This is a genomic window from Amycolatopsis balhimycina FH 1894 (assembly GCF_000384295.1).
GTDB lineage: Bacteria > Actinomycetota > Actinomycetes > Mycobacteriales > Pseudonocardiaceae > Amycolatopsis > Amycolatopsis balhimycina.
The window spans coordinates 8,348,083-8,364,468 of record NZ_KB913037.1 but is presented as its reverse complement, the minus strand read 5'-3'; the positions used below and the strand labels follow the sequence as shown (position 1 = coordinate 8,364,468).

The following is a 16,386-nucleotide window of genomic DNA, read 5'->3' as shown; positions in this document are numbered from 1 at the left end:
CCACCTCAGGGCAACGCACCGGACGAACCGGACGTCCCCCGCATACCCAGCGCTGGGACTTCCACCGGTTCGCTCCGCCAGGAGGCCCACCATGTCCAAGACCCTCGGACGCGCGCTCGTCGCCGTCCTGCTGCTGCTCGCCGGGACGCTGGTCGCCGCGGCGCCGGCGCAGGCCGTCGCCACCACGCCCGCCCTGACGAACATCCGGACCGGGCTCAACCCCGGGTTCGACCGGATCGTGCTCGACCTGTCCGCCGGGACCGTGCCCGGGACCCTCAGCTACCAGCTCGTCGACGAGCTCACCGCCGACCCGAGCGGCGAGATCGTGTGGCTCACCGGGGAGTACTTCATCAACGTCTCCGCGTTCGCCCTCGTCGCGCACGACGCGAACGGGAACCCCACCTACACCGGGCCGCAGAAGTTCCGGACCCGGAACCTCGCCAACGTCATGGCCGTCGCCCTCACCGGGGACTTCGAGGCGCACACCTCGATCGGGATCGGGGTGCGGACGCGGACCGCGGTGAACGTCTTCACGCTCACCGCGCCCAACCGGGTCGTCATCGACGTCGCCCACTGAGGAAGCCGCCACTGAAGGACCGGCGCGGGTGGCCCGGCGGGTCACCCGCGCTCGTACGGCGTCTTCTCCCCCGCTTCGACCGCGAACGGCAGGTGGTTGCCCGCCGGCGGCAGCGGGCACGTCGCGAAGCCGGTGAACGCGCAGGGCAAGTTGGTGGCACGGTTGAAGTCCAAGGTCACCGACCCGTCCGGCGCGGGCGCGCCCACCGGCAGCGACCGGTTGGCCGCGTACGTCGTGTCCCCGCTCGTCTCGTCCGTGAACAGGATGCTGAGCCCGCCGTCCCGGCCGTTGAACGCGGTCAGCGAATGCGTCACTCCGTCGTGGGAGAAGTGGACGACGCCCGGTGCCGTGTAGACGTGGCTGAGACCCTCCACCACCGCACCCACCGTCGTGGGCCGCGGCGAAGCGAAGGGCTCGAACCGTCCACTCAGCACCCAGGACGGCGAGGGTTCGTACGCCGGGACGCCGTGGAAAGCCCGCAGCACCTCGGCCTTCGGGTCGTGGACTCGGATCAGGTACCCCGAGCGGCGGGCCACCTCGATCTCGACGTCGCCGGCCAGTACCCGGGTGCCCGCGCCGCTGTTGACCAGCTCGAACCGCCGGACCTCCGTGATCGCCTGTCCCTCGTGCGCCAGCGAGGCGCCGGCCGGGTCGACGTACGCCGCGTCCGCGTCCTGCCACCAGCGGCCGGGAATGCCGGGGTACTCGCGGGGCGAGTCGGTCAGCCAGTCCAGCGACACCAGCGCCAGCCAGCCGTGCGGCTCGGCCAGATCGGCCTCTCGCCGGGTCTTCCAGTCCTGCCACTCCTGCGTGAACGTGCTCATCGCGGGCCCCTTTCCGTCGGCTAAGGTGCCAACCCGCCGTCCGCGCCGGTATTCCGCGTCCCAGTATCCGGGCTTACCGCCAGCCAGGCGATTTCGCGCTCGCCGCCGGCCAGGACGACGACCCGCCGGAAGGCCGCGGGGTCCAGGTCGCCGGCCACGGCGGCGTGGAACCGGTCGGAGACGATCAGCAGCTGGTCCGCCTCCGGCGACGCCGTCAACGCCGCCTTCAGCGCTTCGGAATCGCACAACCACACCGACAGGGCCACCGCGGCGCCGCCGAAGTACGGCGGCCGCAGCACGACGTCGCCGTGGTCGGCCGCCAGCCTCAGCCGCAGCCTGCCGAACTCGTTGAGGTGGCGGTTGCGGCGGCCCAGCGCGTCGTCCAGCAGTGCGACGAGCGCCGTCGCGACCCATCGCCGCGGCACCGTCGGCGGGATGACCAGCGTCGTGTTGTCACCCTCGGGCCTGCGGTACCACGTCGGGGTGCGGTAGGGCACCGGGACGTGCTCGAACACCTCGTCCAGCACCGCGTCCAGGGTGACCCCGAGGTGCACCGCGCGGGCGGTGCGGCCGCGGCTCGGCGCGACGATCCCGATCCGGACGACGGTCGCGGCCACCGGGACGGTGCGCACGGCGCCTCACTCCTCCCGGGAGTCGAACGACCACTGGAGGCCGTAGCTCAGTCCCTGGTGCAGGTCGTGGAACTCGAGCCCCACCTCGCCGACCCGGTTGACGGTCAGCGCGTCGCCCGAGTCGACGCCGTCGTCGATCACCCGTCCGGGGACGCCGTTGAGCCGCCACACCCGCGACGGCGGGCCGGCGCGATCGAACCGGACCCGGACCGAGAACTCCTCGCAGCGGCGCAACGGCGTCATGACGTAGTACGGCCGCAGTGCCGTGCGCCGCGGCGCGAACCGGATGCCGTACTCGTGGCGCTGGCCGAGCCGCAACGGGTTCGGCAGCCGCATGACGAACTGCGCGTGGCTCGCCGAGACCTGGCGCGCTTCGACGATTTCGCCCCCGAAGAGGACGTCCGCGGTGATGTCCGGCACCGGGTCGCTGCCCGGCTCGGCCGGCACGCTGAAGGACAGGACGAGCTCGTCGAGTTCGTCGACCTCCGCGACGATCCGGCGTTCCTCCTGCAGTTCCGGCGGCTCGCGGTCGAGCCGGAGCATGGCCTTCATCGACTCGACGTACCAGCCGGCCAGCGGGTGCTTGTCCCGGCTGGGCGCGGGCGCCCCGAGCAGCTCGTCGAGCCGCCGGAACGCCAGGTCGATCCGGCGGCGCGCGGTGCGCGGGTCGCGGTCCAGGGCGCTCGCCAGCCACGAGATCCGCCGGTCGAGGAACTCGCCCGCGGCCTCTTCGTGCAGGCCGAGCGCGGCCAGCGCGGCCAGCCGCAGGTCGGCGGGCAGCCGTCCGCACAGCTCGGCGAGCCGCAGCACGAGCTTCTGCCGGGCGGCGGTGGGCTGGTCGGTGTCTTCGATTCCGCACGCCGCCTGCAGGCAGGGACCGATCCGCTGGTGCAGGTCGGCCGCGTCGAGACCGCGGCCGCGGCGCAGTTCGTTCAGTTCGCGCACGAACGGGAACGAGTTCTCCCGCGTCATCCCACCCCCTCCCGATCGTGTCGGCGGAAAGAGGTGCTCACATTACCAGTGGCAGTTCCGGCCGGGGATGACAGATGCGGGACACCCGTATTCGCGGAATGCCCGGCCGGCCGGCCCCCCACGAGCCGGTCGGCCGGGTCTCACCACGGTCAGTTGGCCCCGAAGATCAGGGCCCAGATCGAGTGGCTCTCCATCCCACGCACCTCCTCATCGCTGCACCCGGGGGCAGTGCGGGGCCGTGAACGCCGGCACGGCAGGTTTCGCCCGCGTTTCCGGTGACCGCGAAGAAACCCGCCGGCGGCACCGGTCACGAACGGGGCGAAGACCGAATTCACCGGGGTGGAAATGGCGCAATGACGTCCACGGCAAGCACTTCCCGTCCTCGCTTCGAAAATGAAATCCGGCCGGTGGCATCTGAGTGAATTCCGGCCGGGCTCCAGAATCGCCGGGTGGCGGCGTCCGTCAGATGCCTGTTGTCACGGGCCTTGTGTGCCGTTTGGCTCAGAACGGGCGAAGGCCCGAAGGACGCGCAGCTGGCGGATGAGGATCCGGCGACGACCGGTCTCGACGATCCCCCGCTGCCGCAGCACGGCCAGGGCCCGCGCGACGGTACGCCGGGCGGCGCCGATCTGCGCGGCGATGTCGGCCTGCGAGAGCGCGGCCTCGATGACCACGCCCTCCGGGACGCGCCGCCCGTGTTCCTCGGCCAGCCGCAGGAGGACCACCGCGACCCGCCGGCTGACGTCGAAGGCGGCCGAGTCGACCCGGGCGGACTCGGCGGCGCGGAGCCGGGCGGCGACGGTCTTGAGCGTCGCGATGGCAATTTCCGGCCGCGTCCGCAGGACGGCGAGGAACTGGGCGCCGGTCAGCTGAACGGTGGTGCACGGCTCGATCGCGCGGCACGACGCCGTCCGCGCCCAGCCGTTGATCGCCGCGAGGTCGCCCAGCACCTCGCCGGGACCGCGCAGCCCGAAGAGCACCTCGCGGCCGTCTTCGACGATCGTGGAGACCCGCACCCAGCCGGAGACCAGCACGTGGACGTGGTCGGACGGGTCGCCCTCCATGAGCACGAAGGCGTTCGCGCGGAACCGGCGACGGGTGCCCATGGCGAGCAGGTAGTCTCGATCGTCTTCGGAGAGATGGGCCAGGAGCGCCCCCTCCGCCGCCTCGTCGTGCCCGTTCATGGACCCCCCTCCGGATCACCACCGTAACCCGGCGTGGCGGCCGGGAGCGAGGATCGCGACCGGTAGGGTCTGCGCGTGGACGTGGAGATCTACACCGACGGCGCGTGCAGCGGGAACCCCGGACCGGGCGGCTGGGGCGCGGTGCTGCGCTACGGACGGCACGAGCGCGAGCTGTACGGCGGCGAAGCCACCCCGACGACGAACAACCGGATGGAGCTGACCGCGCCGATCCGGGCCCTGGAGAGCCTGACCCGGCCGTCGCAGGTCCGCGTCTACACGGACAGCACATACGTCCGCAACGGAATCACGCAGTGGCTGCCCCGCTGGAAGAACAACGGCTGGCAGACGGCGGCGCGTGAGCCGGTCAAGAACGCGGACCTGTGGCAGCGCCTCGACGCGGCGACCGGCGAGCACCAGGTCGAATGGCTGTGGGTCAAGGGCCACGCGGGCCACCCGGAGAACGAGCGCGCCGACCGGCTCGCGGTGCGCGGGGCGCAAGAGGCGCGGGAGACCGGGAAGCCGGTCAACGCCGGTTAGTCCGGAATGGACGGACACCACGCCTTGTCGGCCGCGCCGGGGTTTCGTGGCACAATTCCCCGATGCCTCCCGCCCCGTGCCCGTGCGGCCTCACCGAGTCCTACGCCGCCTGCTGTGGCCGGTTCCACGACGGCGGGCTCACCGCTCCCACCGCCGAGCTGCTGATGCGCTCGCGGTTCAGCGCCTTCGCCGTCGGCGACACCGAGTACCTGCTGCGCACCTGGCACCCGGACACCCGGCCGCGGCGGCTGACGCTCGACCCCGGCCAGGAGTGGACGCGGCTGGAGATCCTCGGCCGCACCGCGGGCGGGCTGCTGCACGCCGAGGGCACCGTCGAGTTCCGGGCGCACTACCGCCACCGCGGCCGGGACGGCTTCCTCGAGGAGAACAGCCGCTTCCGCCGCGAGGACGGCCACTGGGTCTACCTCGACGCCGAAGCGTGAACCCACCCCTGTCCCGCTGAGCGAGACACTTCCGCTACGCCCGTGGCAAGCGGCCCGGGTCTGACCGAAACGCCCCTGTTCTCCGGGTGACCGGGCCGCTACGATCGTCGCAATTGTTAGGAAAGTTCCCTAACGATTGGCCTGATGTCCCCTCGCCGCCGTGGTGCCTAGGAGGCGCGCTAGTGAGCTATCGGCAGAGAAGAATCCGGACCCTCCTGGCGGCGGTGGTGCTCGCCGCCGGCGTGAGCGGGACGACCGTCCCGGCCGCGACCGGGCAGGAACCGGCGAGAGCGGTGGTCGCCGCCGCGAGCCCGGCGACCGCGGTCCCCGGCTTCCTGATCCAGACGTCGGCGCAGGTCAGCGACGACTCCGCGGTCTCCAAACCCGGCTACAACACCGCCGGCTGGTACCCGGTCGGCCCGCGGTCGACCGTCTACGCCGGGCTGCTGGCCAACGGCAAGTACGCCGACCCGTTCTACTCGACGAACATGAAGAACGTGCCGGCCGCCGACTTCCAGGTCCCGTGGTGGTACCGCACCGACCTCACCGTCGCCGACCCCACCCAGCGCACGTACCTCGACTTCAGCGGCGTGCTGTCCAAGGCCGACGTCTGGGTCAACGGGACGCGGATCGCCGACAAGACGCAGGTCAACGGCGCCTACACCCGCCACGACCTCGACATCACCGCGCAGGTGAAGGCGGGGACGAACAGCATCGCGTTCAAGGTCTACCCGAACGACCCGAACAAGGACCTGTCGATGGGCTGGATCGACTGGGCGCAGACCCCGCCGGACCAGAACATGGGCATCGTGCGGGACGTCCTCGTCCGGCGCAGCGGCCCGGTGGCGCTGCGCGGCGGCCACGTCGTCACGAAGCTGACCGGGCTGACCCACGCCGACCTGACAGTGAAGGCCGACGTCCGCAACGACTCCGCGGCCGCCGTCTCCACGACGGTCTCCGGCACGGTCGCCGGCAAACCGATCAGCCAGACCGTGAGCCTGGCGGCGAAGGAGAAGAAGACCGTCACCTTCCCGGTGACCGGGATCGACAACCCGCAGATCTGGTGGCCGGCCGGGATGGGCGGGCAGCCGCTCTACGACCTCGACCTGACCGCGAGCGCCGGCGGCACGGCGTCGGATTCCTCGCACTCGAGCTTCGGTGTCCGCCAGGTGACGGCGACCAAGAACTCGAGCGGCGGCCGGGCGTACACGATCAACGGGCGCCCGCTGCTGATCAAGGGCGGCGGCTACTCGCCGGACCTGTTCCTGCGCTGGAACGAGCAGTACGCGGCCGACAAGCTCGCCTACGTCAAGGACCTCGGGCTCAACACCGTGCGCCTGGAGGGGCACATCGAGCCGGACGAGTTCTTCGACCTCGCCGACCGGATGGGCGTGCTGACCCTGCCCGGCTGGGAGTGCTGCGACAAGTGGGAGGGCCAGGTCAACGGCAGCGAGAAGGGTGACCCGTGGACCGCCGCGGACTACCCGGTCGCGAAGGCGTCGATGACCGCGGAGGCCGAGCGGCTGCGCGACCACCCGAGCGTCATCTCGTTCCTCATCGGCAGCGACTTCGCCCCCGACGCGACGATCGAGAAGAACTACCTCGACGCGCTGAACGCCGCGGACTGGCAGACGCCGGTCGTGCCGGCCGCGTCGGCGAAGTCGTCGCCGCAGCTGGGGTCGTCCGGGATGAAGATGAACGGGCCGTACGACTACGTCCCGCCGAACTACTGGTACGACAAGGCGCACAGCGACCTCGGCGGTGCGTGGGGCTTCAACTCCGAAACCAGCGCCGGGCCGGACATCCCGACCATGGACACGCTCAAGCGGATGATGTCGTCCGGTGAGCTGGACACGCTGTGGAAGAACCCGTCGGCCGCGCAGTACCACCGGTCCTCGTCGTCGACGTTCGCGAACCTGAAGCTGTTCGGCAACGCGCTGACCGGCCGCTACGGCAAGCCGGCGAGCCTCGACGACTTCGTCCGGAAGGCGCAGCTGGCGCAGTACGAGAACGTCCGCGCCGAGTTCGAGTCGCACTCGCGGAACTTCAGCGACAGCTCGAACCCGGCCACCGGGATCATCTACTGGATGCTCAACAGCGGCTGGACGTCGCTGCACTGGCAGCTGTTCGACACCTACCTCGACCAGAACGGCTCCTACTTCGGGGCCAAGAAGGCGAACGAACCACTGCACATCCAGTACTCGTACGACACCAAGTCGGTCGTGGTGGTCAACCACAACCACGACGCGGCGTCCGGCCTGACCGCGCGCATGCAGCTGTTCAACCTGGACGGCACGTCGAAGTTCGACCAGTCCAAGGCCGTTTCGGTGGGCGGTGACGGTGCGAAGACCACCGCGCTGACCATCGGCTCGGTGAGCGGGCTGTCGACGACGTACCTGGCGAAGCTGGTCCTGACCGATGCGTCGGGCAAGGAGGTCAGCCGGAACGTGTACTGGCTGTCCACCAAGGCCGACACGCTGGATTGGGGCAACAGCGACTGGTACTACACGCCGACGACGTCGTACGCCGACCTGTCCGGGCTGAACGGCCTGGCCCAGGTCGGGGTGGACACGACCGCGTCCTCGACGACGAACGGCGATGGCACCACGACGACCAAGGTGACGCTGAAGAACGGCTCCTCCGGCAAGGTGCCGGCGTTCTTCGTCGACGCGCACATGGTCGGCGCGGCGGGCGCGCCGGTGCTGCCGGTGCGCTGGACCGACAACCAGGTCAGCCTCTGGCCCGGCGAGTCGACGACGCTGACGGCGACCTACCGGACCGCGGACCTCAAGGGCGCCAAGCCGTCCGTGCGGGTCGCGGGCTGGAACACCGGGACGAAGACCGTGCCCGCCGACGGCACCGTCGACCCCGGCCCGGGTACCCCGGCCGACTACCAGGCCGAGGACGCGACGATCACCAACGGCGTCGTGGAGTCGAACCACACCGGCTTCACCGGCAGCGGGTTCGTCAACTACGACAACGCGACCGGCAGCGCGGTGGAGTTCTCCGTGACCGCGGCCGCGGCGGGCCCCGCGAACGTCGTCCTGCGGTTCGCCAACGGCACCACGGCGAACCGGCCGATGGACATCACGGTCAACGGCACGACCGTGGCGTCCGGGGTGGCGTTCGGCGGCACCGGGAACTGGGACACCTGGCAGACGGTCACGATCCCGGTCACCCTCACGGCCGGACCGAACAAGATCAAGGCGACCGCGACGACCGCCACCGGCGGCCCGAACGTCGACAAGATCACCGTCTAGCCCAAGTCCGTGAATGGCACATTGAGGGACTCTACGTCCCTCAATGTGCCATTCACGGCTTTCAGAGGGAGTCCCAGAGGAGGCGCTGGTCGCGGTCGGGGTCGGCGACCGTGGTGGAGACGTCGTCGAAGAGGCGCGTGACGCGGTCCGCCGGGGTGTAGCGCGGCCAGCCCGGGTCGCCGGTGGCGATGAACCGGACCCAGGCGCCGAACATCTCCGTCGCCACCGCCTGCATCCGCTCGGCCGGGAACGCGCGCCCGGCGAAGAGGAACCGCCAGTTCTTGTTGCGGATGTCGTCGAACATCAGCGGCAGGTCGAGCCCGTGTACCGCGCCCAGACCGCGGCCGCGGGGGGCGATCCGCCAGTCCAGGCGGTACATCCAGGCGTCCGGCTGTGCCTCGGCGAAGCGGATCGCCGGGATCCACCAGTCCCCCGCCGTCAGCGCGCGGTTGCGGACCTGGTCTTCCGGCCAATCGAGCAGCTCGGTGTAGGCCGCGACGGCCTTTTCGACCGCGGGGGCGTCCAGCATCGTCGAACCGACGCCGAGGAGCTTCGCGCCGCCCGACTGCAGCCAGCTGAACAGGTCTTCCTCGTCGGCTGTCGTCCCGATGAGCAGCGGGACGTCGCGGACGGCGTAGAGCGGCCGAGACGGCAGCAGCTCGTCGCCGACGACCACGCGGTAAGTCACCTTGGTGCCCGAGACCGCCGAAACCCGTTGCTGCGCCTCGAGAATCCGCGTCACCGGCAGTGTCGCCAGGTCCTCCGGCGAGGCGTCCAGTTCCGTCAACACCGCCGAAGCGACCGCCGCGCCTTCGGCCGGGGTGTGGACGACCGAGCCGACGCCGGTGCCGCTCTGCACGATCGCCTGGTGCACGAGCCCGCGCGTGGCCGGCACGGCCAGCAACGTCCCGACCGTGCGGCCGCCGTTGGACTGCCCGGCCAGCGTGACGCGGCCCGGATCGCCCCCGAACGCCCCGATGTCGTCCCGCACCCACTCGAGGGCAGCCACCTGGTCGCGCAGCGAGAGGTTCGAGTCGGCGACGCCGGGCAGGTGCAGCATCCCGAGCACGCCGAGCCGGTAGGCGACCGTCACGACGACCACGCCCCGCCGCGCGTACGCGGACGCGTCGAACTGGTGCGGCGCGCCGATCACGCCGCCTCCGCCGTGGATCCACACCAGCACCGGGTACGAGCCAGGCGAAGCCGGCGCGTAGACGTTCAGGTACAGGCAGTCCTCGTCGCCCGTGAACCCGCGCCCGGTCAGCTCGGGCTGCGGCGCGCGGGGCGCCCACTTCGTCGCGTCGCGCTCGCCGGACCACGGCGGCACCGGCCGGGGCGCTCGGAACCGCAGCTCCCCCACCGGCGGCTCGGCGTACGGCACCCCGAGGAACGTCCTGACCCCGTCCCGTCCGGACCCGCGCAGGGCACCGGCCGCGATCTCCACCGTCGTCACGAGTTCAGCCTAGGGACTTGCCCTGGAGCGCGCTCCAGCATGTTGACTGGGCGTACACACTGGGAGGGAATCTTGACCGCAGCAGAGAACAAGCAGCTCCTGAAGACCGCCTTCGACGCTTGGGCGACCGGCGACATCCGGCCGCTGATCGCCGCGATGGCCGACGACGTCACGTGGACGGTCGGCGGGCACAACAGCTGGGCGGGCCGCTTCGAAGGCAAGGACTCGGTCCGCCGCGACCTGCTCGGGCCGCTCGGCGAGCAGTTCGACGGCACCTACACGAGCACGGCGAGCCGCTTCGTCGCCGAGGACGACGTCGTCGTGGTCGAAACGCAGGGCAGCGTCGCCACCAAGTCCGGGGCGCGCTACGACAACAAGTACTGCTTCGTCTTCCGCGTCGAAGACGGCCGGATCCGCGAGATCACCGAGTACATGGACACCCAGCTGGTCGCCGAAGTGCTCCCCGAGCTGGCCAGGTGACACCCGCCACCGGCGGCGGGTAATGATTACCCCGTGCACATCGCGGCAGAGATAGTGGCGCTGGTCGTGGCGGTCCTCGTCGTCAGCGCGGTGGCGCGGCGGCTGGACTGGTCCGCCCCGCTGTGCCTGATCGTCGTCGGCGTCGCCGCCTCGTACGTCCCCGGCGTGCCGGAGGTCCACCTCGACCCCGAGGTCGTGCTGCTGGGCCTGCTGCCGCCGCTGCTGTACTCGGCGGCCATCCAGACGTCGCTGATCGACTTCCGGAAGAACCGCGGGGCGATCGGGCTGATGTCGGTGGGGCTCGTGGTGTTCACCGCCCTCGGCGTCGGCGTGGTCGCCTGGGCGGTGATCCCCGGGCTGCCGCTGGCCGGCGGCATCGCGCTCGGCGCGGTGGTGGCACCGCCGGACGCGGTCGCCGCGAGCGTCGTCGCCCGCCGGGTCGGCATGCCCCGCAAGCTGATCCGGCTCCTGGAAGGCGAGAGCCTCTTCAACGACGCCGCCGCGCTGGTCGCCCTCCGCACGGCCATCGCCGCGCTGGCCGGGTCGGTCAGCCTGTGGCAGGTCGGCGCCGACTTCTTCCGCGCGGCCATCGGCGGGGCCGTGGTCGGCCTGGTCATCGGCTTCGGGGCCGCGTTCATCCGCGCCCGGATGGACGAGCCCGTCCTCGACACCGCGCTGTCGTTCGCCGTGCCGTTCATCGCCTACATCCCGGCCGAGGCGATCCACGGCTCCGGCGTGCTCGCGGTGGTGATCGCCGGGCTCATCCTCGGGCACAAGGCCCCGCAGATCCTGTCCGGCTCGACCCGGCTGGCCAGCAGGCTGAACTGGCAGACCATCCAGTTCCTGCTGGAGAACATGGTCTTCCTGCTGATCGGCCTGCAGCTGCGGCGGATCCTCGCCGAGGTCGGCGAGAGCGGGGTTTCGCTGGCGATGCTCGTCTGGATCTGCGTCGCGGTGCTCGGCGCGACCATCCTCACCCGGGTGCTGTGGATGGCCGGGATCGGCACCGTGAAGCGCGTGAAACGGCGTCTCCTGCCCGGGAAGGTCAGGGCGAAGATCTGGCCGTGGCGCTACTCGGCCGTCATCGCGTGGGCGGGCATGCGCGGGGTGGTGACGCTCGCGGCCGCGTTCGTGCTGCCCGCGGACACCCCGCAGCGGGCCGTGCTGGTGCTCGCGGCGTTCGTCGTCGTGGCCGGCACCCTGGCCGTGCAGGGCATGACGCTGCCACCGCTGATCCGGAAGCTGCGCCTGCCGCGGCCGGACCCCGCGGAGGACGCGCTGCAGGAGGCGGCCGTCCTGCACGACATGACCCGCGCCGCGCTGACCCGGCTCGAGGAGATCCGGACGGACGACGACCCGCCGGAGATCATCCAGCGCCTGCGCGACCGGCTGCAGCACCGCGCCGACTCGGCGTGGGAGCAGCTCGGCCGGCAGAGCGCGCTGGCCGAGACACCGAGCGACGCCTACCGCCGGCTGCGGCTGGAGCTCCTCGACGTCGAACGCCGCCAGTTCCTGAAGGCCCGCGACAGCGGCAGCGCCGACGACGACGTCCTGCGCAAGCTCCTGGAGCGGCTCGACATCGAGGAATCCATGCTCGACCGCGACGAGGCGGAGCCCGCCGTGGAGGGCCGCGAACTGCGCACGCCGGCCGCGACGGCCGGTTCGTGCAAGCACCTGGCCCACGAGTGGGTGGAGAAGGACCCCAGCTCGGCCGACAGCTGCGCCGCGTGCGTCGCCGAGGGCACGACGTGGGTGCACCTGCGGATGTGCCTGAAGTGCGGCAACGTCGCCTGCTGCGACTCCTCGCCGCGCCGCCACGCCACCCGGCACTTCCACGAATCCCGCCACCCGGTGATGCGCAGCTACGAACCGGGCGAGACGTGGCGATGGTGTTTCGTGGACAAGCAGCTGGGTTAGCTCCGCCTTCCTCCCCACCACCGCCCTCAATGGAGGCGCTTCGCGCCGCTGTACCGTCGAAGCATGAGCACGCCCGAGCAGGAGATCGAATACCGCCAGCACCGGTTCAGCCCACCCCCGGGTTCGACCGAGATCTTCCTGGTCCGGCACGGCGAATCGGCTCCGGCCCGCGGCGACGCCCCGTTCGACCTGGTCGACGGCCAGGCCGACCCGGACCTCGCGCCGGAGGGCCGTGACCACGCCCAGCGCGTCGGCGTCCGGCTCGCCGGGGAGCGGATCGACGCGATTTACGTGACGACGCTGCGCCGCACGGTGCAGACCGCCGCGCCGCTGGCGGAGAAGCTGGGGCTGACCCCGGTCGTCGAGCCGGACCTGCGGGAGATCCACCTCGGCGACTGGGAGAACGGGCTGTTCCGGAAGTACACCACCGACGGCCACCCGATCGTCGACCGGCTGTGGACCGAGCAGCGCTGGGACGTCATCCCGGGCGCGGAGTCCGACGAGCGGTTCGGGGCCCGGCTGCGCGGCGCGCTCACCCGCATCGCGGCCGCGCACCCCGATCAGCGCGTCGCGGTGTTCACCCACGGCGGCGTGATCGGCGAGGTGTTCGCCCAGGCCAGCCGCTCGGTCGAGCGGTTCGCGTTCCTCGGCGCCGACAACGGCTCGATTTCGCACCTGGTGCTGCATGGCGACACCTGGATCGTGCGGCGCTTCAACGACACCGCGCACCTGGCTACTCCGCTCGGCTGAGCTTCCCGGCCGCGACGAACTGCACGGCCACCAGGATCGAGACGGCTTCCGCGGCCAGCAGCCCGATCAGCACGAGCACCTGCGTCATGCCGGCCTGCACCGGGCCGGCGCCGCCGAGCAGCACGCCGACGTAGGCGCCCGGGAGCGTCACCAGGCCGACCGTGCGGGTCTGGTCCAGCACCGGGATCAGCGCTTGCCCGGCCGACGGGCGGCAGATCTCGAGCGCGGCGGGGCGCGGCAGGAACCCCAGCGCCAGCGCGGCTTCGTACTCGCCGTGGCGGGACTTGAGCTCGTCGAGGGCGCGGCGGGCGGCCTGCGACGTCGCGGTCATGGCGCCGCCGATCACGATGCCCGCGATCGGGACGACGGCGATCGGCTTCAGCGGGACGACACCGGCGCCGAGGACCAGTGCGAGCACCGGCACCACGCCGGCGGCGATGGCCAGCGCCGTCCACGGCAGGTTCGCCCAGGTGCCGACGCGGCGCGCCGACGTCACCGCGGCGATGCCGAACATCATCAGCACGAACAGGCCGGTCAGCGGCGCCGAGCGCAGGACGGCGATGATCACCAGCGACACGACGGCCAGCTGGGCGGCGGCGCGGACGGCGGCGATCAGCACGGCTCGTCCCGGCCCGAGCCCGCCCAGCTGGACGACGGCGGCACCGGAGACGGCGAGCAGGACCAGTACCGCCACCAAGGCGGGCCCGAAGGTGATCGCGGCGTCGTTCACGCCGCCGATCCTGCCGCAGGGCCCTGCCGAGAGACTCAGCCGGCGCAGCTCACGAAGGCCTGCTCCGGGTCTTCCACGGCCTTCTCGGCGACGACGGCCCCGTCGACGACGATCCGGCAGCGCAGCTCGCCGGGGCCGGGGTTCCGGGCGGCGATGCTGCGGAACGGCGTGCGGCCGGCCGGGACGGACTCGGTGAACGACACCGACCAGGGCGTCGTCACCTCGGCGCGCTGGGTCAGAGCCGAGCCGGCGGCGGTGTAGGTGACGTTGCGGGCGCCGTGCTCGCCCAGCAGTTCGTAGACGACGGTGTGGCTGACCGCGAGGGCCGCGGCCGGGACGACCGGCGCGGCCACCGGCTGTTCCTTGGCCGGTCCGCGCGCGGACCTGGGCACGACGGACGACGTCACCGCGAAAGCCGCGGCGAGCACCCCCAGGACCACGACGACGCTTCCGGCCGACCGGGCCCGGGCAGCACAGTCGCGCTGGTCCTTCGAAGCGGACCTGATCACGGTGGGAACACCCATGGAGAGGTCTTCTCTCGTCGCGCGCACTTCCGCCGAGTGCGTCGACCTATATCTCGCCGTGACCTAACTCCGCGTTAGCCGCTCTTCGCAAGAAGTCGCACATTCACCCAAACGGGGGTCCGGGCCGGTTTCGCCGGACCCCCGGGGCATGATCGGGGTGTGTACGAGGAGGCGGCGCCACCAGGGCCGGTGCGGGACGTGGCGCGGTGCGTGTGGCGATCGGTTTCGGCGGTCCCGAAGCGGATCGTCCCCGACGGCTGCGTGGACCTGGTCGCCGGGGACGGCGAGGTGTTCGTGGCGGGCCCGGACACGTCGGCGTGGTTATCGGTGACCAGCCCCGGGGCGGTGCTGACCGGAGTGCGGTTCATCCCGGGCCGCGCGGCGGCGGTCCTCGGCGTGCCGGCCGACGAGCTGCGCGACCGCCGGGTGCCGTTGGGCGAGTTGTGGGGTCGCGAAGGGGAACTGGCCGCCGAGCGGCTGCTGGCGGGCGAGCTGTCGCCGGCGCAAGCGGTCGCGGCGCGGCTGCCGGAGGTGCCGCCGCCCGACCCGGCGGTGGCGGCGTTGATCGGCCGGTTGGCCGCGGGTGCGACGCGGGTCGCCGAGGCGGCCGCGGGGTTGGCTCGGGCCGGAACCGATGGGCTTGCCGCCGATCGAACCGATGCCGCCGCCATGCTTGCCCGGCGCGTCTCGAACCCGGCAGAGGTTGCGGCCGCGCGGATCGAGGACGCCGCCGCGTCCCTCGCGGTCGGCGAACGGCGGCTGCGGCGGCGGTTCGTCCAGGCGGTCGGCTACGGCCCGGCCACCTACCTCCGGGTCAGCCGGTTCCAGCGCGCCGTCACGCTGGCTCCGCGCGTCGCCGGCCTGGCCGCGCTGGCCGCCGCCGCGGGGTATGCCGACCAGGCTCACCTCAGCCGGGACTGCCGGGCCCTGACCGGCCTGACGCCCCGCGCGTACTTCCGCGGATCCTCCACTGTGGACGCAACCGGGCGTGACCGGCTCCGTTCGGCGTAACCCGCACGGACAACCGGAAGTGGGTGCTCGCCCAAAAAGGTAAGCGGACGGTAAACGACTACCAAGAGCGCTATTCTCCCCTCGACGAGTGATCAGGGAGGGCGTGTGGCCACCATCAGCGACGTCGCGGCGAGAGCCGGCGTCTCCACGGCGACCGTGTCGCGCGCGCTCAACGGAAAGTCCACTGTGGACCCCACGTTGGCCGCGCGGGTCCAGGAGGCGGCCGCCGAGCTCGGGTATCACCCGAACGGACTCGCCCGGAACCTGCGCCGGCAGGAGACGGCGGTGCTCGCGCTCATCATCTCCGACGTCGAGAACCCCTTCTTCACCGCCATCGCGCGCGGCGTCGAAGACCTCGCGCAACGGTCCGGGTACTCGGTGGTGCTCTGCAACTCCGACGAGAACGAGGACAAGGAGCGGCGCTACATCGAAGTCGCGCTGCAGGAACGGGTGGCCGGGGTGGTGCTGTCGCCCACCGGCCGGTCGACCAACGTCGAAGGCCTGCGCCGCCAGGGCACTCCCCTGGTCGCGGTGGACCGGCCGCTGCCCGCCGCGGCGGGCGACCAGGTGCTGGTCGACACGCGGCACGCGGCCGCGGTGGCCACGCGGCACCTGCTCGACGGCGGCTACCGGCGCGTCGGCTGCCTGACCGGGCCCGCGGGCGTCCGTACCGCCGACGACCGCCTGGCCGGTTACGCCGACGTCGTCGGCGAAGCGAACGCCGTGTCGCGACGAGCGGAGTACCGCGCCGAAGGGGCCCGGCTGGCCGCGCTGGAACTGCTCGACGAGCCGTCGCCACCGGACGCCCTGCTGGTCGCGAACAGCACGATGGCGATCGGGGTGCTGGAGGCACTGTCGGCGCGTGGCCTGCGTCCCGGACGGGACGTCGGCATCGTCTCGTTCGACGACGCGCCGTGGACGACGCTGATCGACCCGCCGCTCACGGTGGTCGCGCAGCCGGCGTACGAGGTCGGGCGCGTGGCGGCGCAGCTCCTGCTGGCCCGCATCACCGACAGCAGCCGCGACGCGACCACGACGACACTCGAAGCCCGGCTGATCGAACGGAAGAGCTCCCGCCGCTGACGGCCGGGA

Annotated in this window: 16 protein-coding genes; 9 read left to right on the top strand and 7 right to left on the bottom strand. The window is 71.9% G+C overall.

Annotated elements, in window-relative coordinates; translation table 11 throughout:
- Positions 1-91 precede the first annotated feature (91 nt).
- Entirely contained in the window at positions 92-577 is a 486-nt protein-coding gene (locus A3CE_RS0138435; protein WP_020645426.1) for an AMIN-like domain-containing (lipo)protein, read from the top strand.
- A 41-nt stretch (positions 578-618) separates the two neighbouring features.
- Here the strand turns inward: A3CE_RS0138435 and A3CE_RS0138430 are convergent, their stop codons facing one another.
- The 4 genes from A3CE_RS0138430 to A3CE_RS0138415 form a co-directional block, all read right to left on the bottom strand.
- Positions 619-1,401, bottom strand: coding sequence for a DUF1684 domain-containing protein (locus A3CE_RS0138430; RefSeq protein WP_020645425.1), 783 nt, complete (start codon positions 1,399-1,401; stop codon positions 619-621).
- 20 nt (positions 1,402-1,421) lie between these two features.
- Positions 1,422-2,033: a hypothetical protein gene (locus A3CE_RS0138425; RefSeq protein ID WP_020645424.1), complete on the bottom strand. Its 612-nt coding sequence runs from the start codon at positions 2,031-2,033 to the stop codon at positions 1,422-1,424.
- 6 nt (positions 2,034-2,039) lie between these two features.
- A complete protein-coding gene (locus A3CE_RS0138420) occupies positions 2,040-3,005 on the bottom strand; it encodes a hypothetical protein (protein WP_020645423.1) in 966 nt (321 codons plus the stop codon).
- Positions 3,006-3,481: 476 nt separating this feature from the next.
- Positions 3,482-4,189, bottom strand: coding sequence for a Crp/Fnr family transcriptional regulator (locus A3CE_RS0138415; RefSeq protein ID WP_020645422.1), 708 nt, complete (start codon positions 4,187-4,189; stop codon positions 3,482-3,484).
- A gap of 75 nt (positions 4,190-4,264) precedes the next feature.
- Between A3CE_RS0138415 and rnhA the strand changes: the two genes are divergently transcribed.
- The 3 genes from rnhA (at position 4,265) to A3CE_RS0138400 (ending at position 8,429) form a co-directional block, all read left to right on the top strand.
- Positions 4,265-4,726 (top strand): ribonuclease HI, encoded by a 462-nt coding sequence (gene rnhA, locus A3CE_RS0138410; protein ID WP_020645421.1) that lies wholly within the window; start codon positions 4,265-4,267, stop codon positions 4,724-4,726.
- Between the two features lie 62 nt (positions 4,727-4,788).
- Entirely contained in the window at positions 4,789-5,169 is a 381-nt protein-coding gene (locus A3CE_RS0138405; protein WP_020645420.1) for a YchJ family protein, read from the top strand.
- Positions 5,170-5,351: 182 nt separating this feature from the next.
- Positions 5,352-8,429: a glycosyl hydrolase 2 galactose-binding domain-containing protein gene (locus tag A3CE_RS0138400; protein WP_026469265.1), complete on the top strand. Its 3,078-nt coding sequence runs from the start codon at positions 5,352-5,354 to the stop codon at positions 8,427-8,429.
- A gap of 61 nt (positions 8,430-8,490) precedes the next feature.
- Here A3CE_RS0138400 and A3CE_RS0138395 read toward each other — a convergent pair whose 3' ends face one another.
- The gene (locus A3CE_RS0138395) at positions 8,491-9,882 is read right to left on the bottom strand and encodes a carboxylesterase/lipase family protein (RefSeq protein WP_020645418.1); all 1,392 of its coding nucleotides are present in this window, start codon (positions 9,880-9,882) and stop codon (positions 8,491-8,493) included.
- 72 nt (positions 9,883-9,954) lie between these two features.
- Between A3CE_RS0138395 and A3CE_RS0138390 the strand changes: the two genes are divergently transcribed.
- The 3 genes from A3CE_RS0138390 to A3CE_RS0138380 all read left to right on the top strand — a co-directional run bounded on the left by A3CE_RS0138390 (position 9,955) and on the right by A3CE_RS0138380 (position 13,029).
- Positions 9,955-10,362 carry a nuclear transport factor 2 family protein gene (locus tag A3CE_RS0138390; RefSeq protein ID WP_020645417.1) on the top strand — a complete coding sequence of 136 codons (408 nt, stop codon included), beginning with the start codon at positions 9,955-9,957 and terminating at the stop codon, positions 10,360-10,362.
- A gap of 33 nt (positions 10,363-10,395) precedes the next feature.
- The gene (locus A3CE_RS0138385) at positions 10,396-12,279 is read left to right on the top strand and encodes a Na+/H+ antiporter (protein ID WP_026469264.1); all 1,884 of its coding nucleotides are present in this window, start codon (positions 10,396-10,398) and stop codon (positions 12,277-12,279) included.
- 63 nt (positions 12,280-12,342) lie between these two features.
- The gene (locus A3CE_RS0138380) at positions 12,343-13,029 is read left to right on the top strand and encodes a histidine phosphatase family protein (protein ID WP_020645415.1); all 687 of its coding nucleotides are present in this window, start codon (positions 12,343-12,345) and stop codon (positions 13,027-13,029) included.
- Here the strand turns inward: A3CE_RS0138380 and A3CE_RS0138375 are convergent.
- Together A3CE_RS0138375 and A3CE_RS0138370 are read right to left on the bottom strand one after the other, a co-directional pair.
- Entirely contained in the window at positions 13,013-13,759 is a 747-nt protein-coding gene (locus tag A3CE_RS0138375; protein ID WP_020645414.1) for an ABC transporter permease, read from the bottom strand. The two genes, A3CE_RS0138380 and A3CE_RS0138375, sit on opposite strands and share 17 nt — an antisense overlap.
- A 35-nt stretch (positions 13,760-13,794) precedes the next feature.
- Positions 13,795-14,283: an MmpS family transport accessory protein gene (locus tag A3CE_RS0138370; RefSeq protein ID WP_020645413.1), complete on the bottom strand. Its 489-nt coding sequence runs from the start codon at positions 14,281-14,283 to the stop codon at positions 13,795-13,797.
- Between the two features lie 159 nt (positions 14,284-14,442).
- Here A3CE_RS0138370 and A3CE_RS0138365 point away from each other — a divergent pair, with 159 nt between their 5' ends.
- On the top strand, positions 14,443-15,294 hold the full coding sequence (locus A3CE_RS0138365) for a helix-turn-helix domain-containing protein (RefSeq protein ID WP_026469263.1): 852 nt from the start codon (positions 14,443-14,445) through the stop codon (positions 15,292-15,294).
- A gap of 105 nt (positions 15,295-15,399) precedes the next feature.
- On the top strand, positions 15,400-16,377 hold the full coding sequence (locus A3CE_RS0138360; protein ID WP_020645411.1) for a LacI family DNA-binding transcriptional regulator: 978 nt from the start codon (positions 15,400-15,402) through the stop codon (positions 16,375-16,377).
- Positions 16,378-16,386: the final 9 nt, after the last annotated feature.

What these genes read in the sequence shown, in the direction of transcription:
- A3CE_RS0138435 (WP_020645426.1), top strand. Translation starts at nt 92, where the DNA reads ATGTCCAAGACCCTCGGACGCGCGCTCGTCGCCGTCCTGCTGCTGCTC.
- A3CE_RS0138430 (WP_020645425.1), bottom strand. Translation starts at nt 1,401, where the DNA reads ATGAGCACGTTCACGCAGGAGTGGCAGGACTGGAAGACCCGGCGAGAG.
- A3CE_RS0138420 (WP_020645423.1), bottom strand. Translation starts at nt 3,005, where the DNA reads ATGACGCGGGAGAACTCGTTCCCGTTCGTGCGCGAACTGAACGAACTG.
- A3CE_RS0138415 (WP_020645422.1), bottom strand. Translation starts at nt 4,189, where the DNA reads ATGAACGGGCACGACGAGGCGGCGGAGGGGGCGCTCCTGGCCCATCTC.
- A3CE_RS0138405 (WP_020645420.1), top strand. Translation starts at nt 4,789, where the DNA reads ATGCCTCCCGCCCCGTGCCCGTGCGGCCTCACCGAGTCCTACGCCGCC.
- A3CE_RS0138380 (WP_020645415.1), top strand. Translation starts at nt 12,343, where the DNA reads ATGAGCACGCCCGAGCAGGAGATCGAATACCGCCAGCACCGGTTCAGC.
- A3CE_RS0138370 (WP_020645413.1), bottom strand. Translation starts at nt 14,283, where the DNA reads ATGGGTGTTCCCACCGTGATCAGGTCCGCTTCGAAGGACCAGCGCGAC.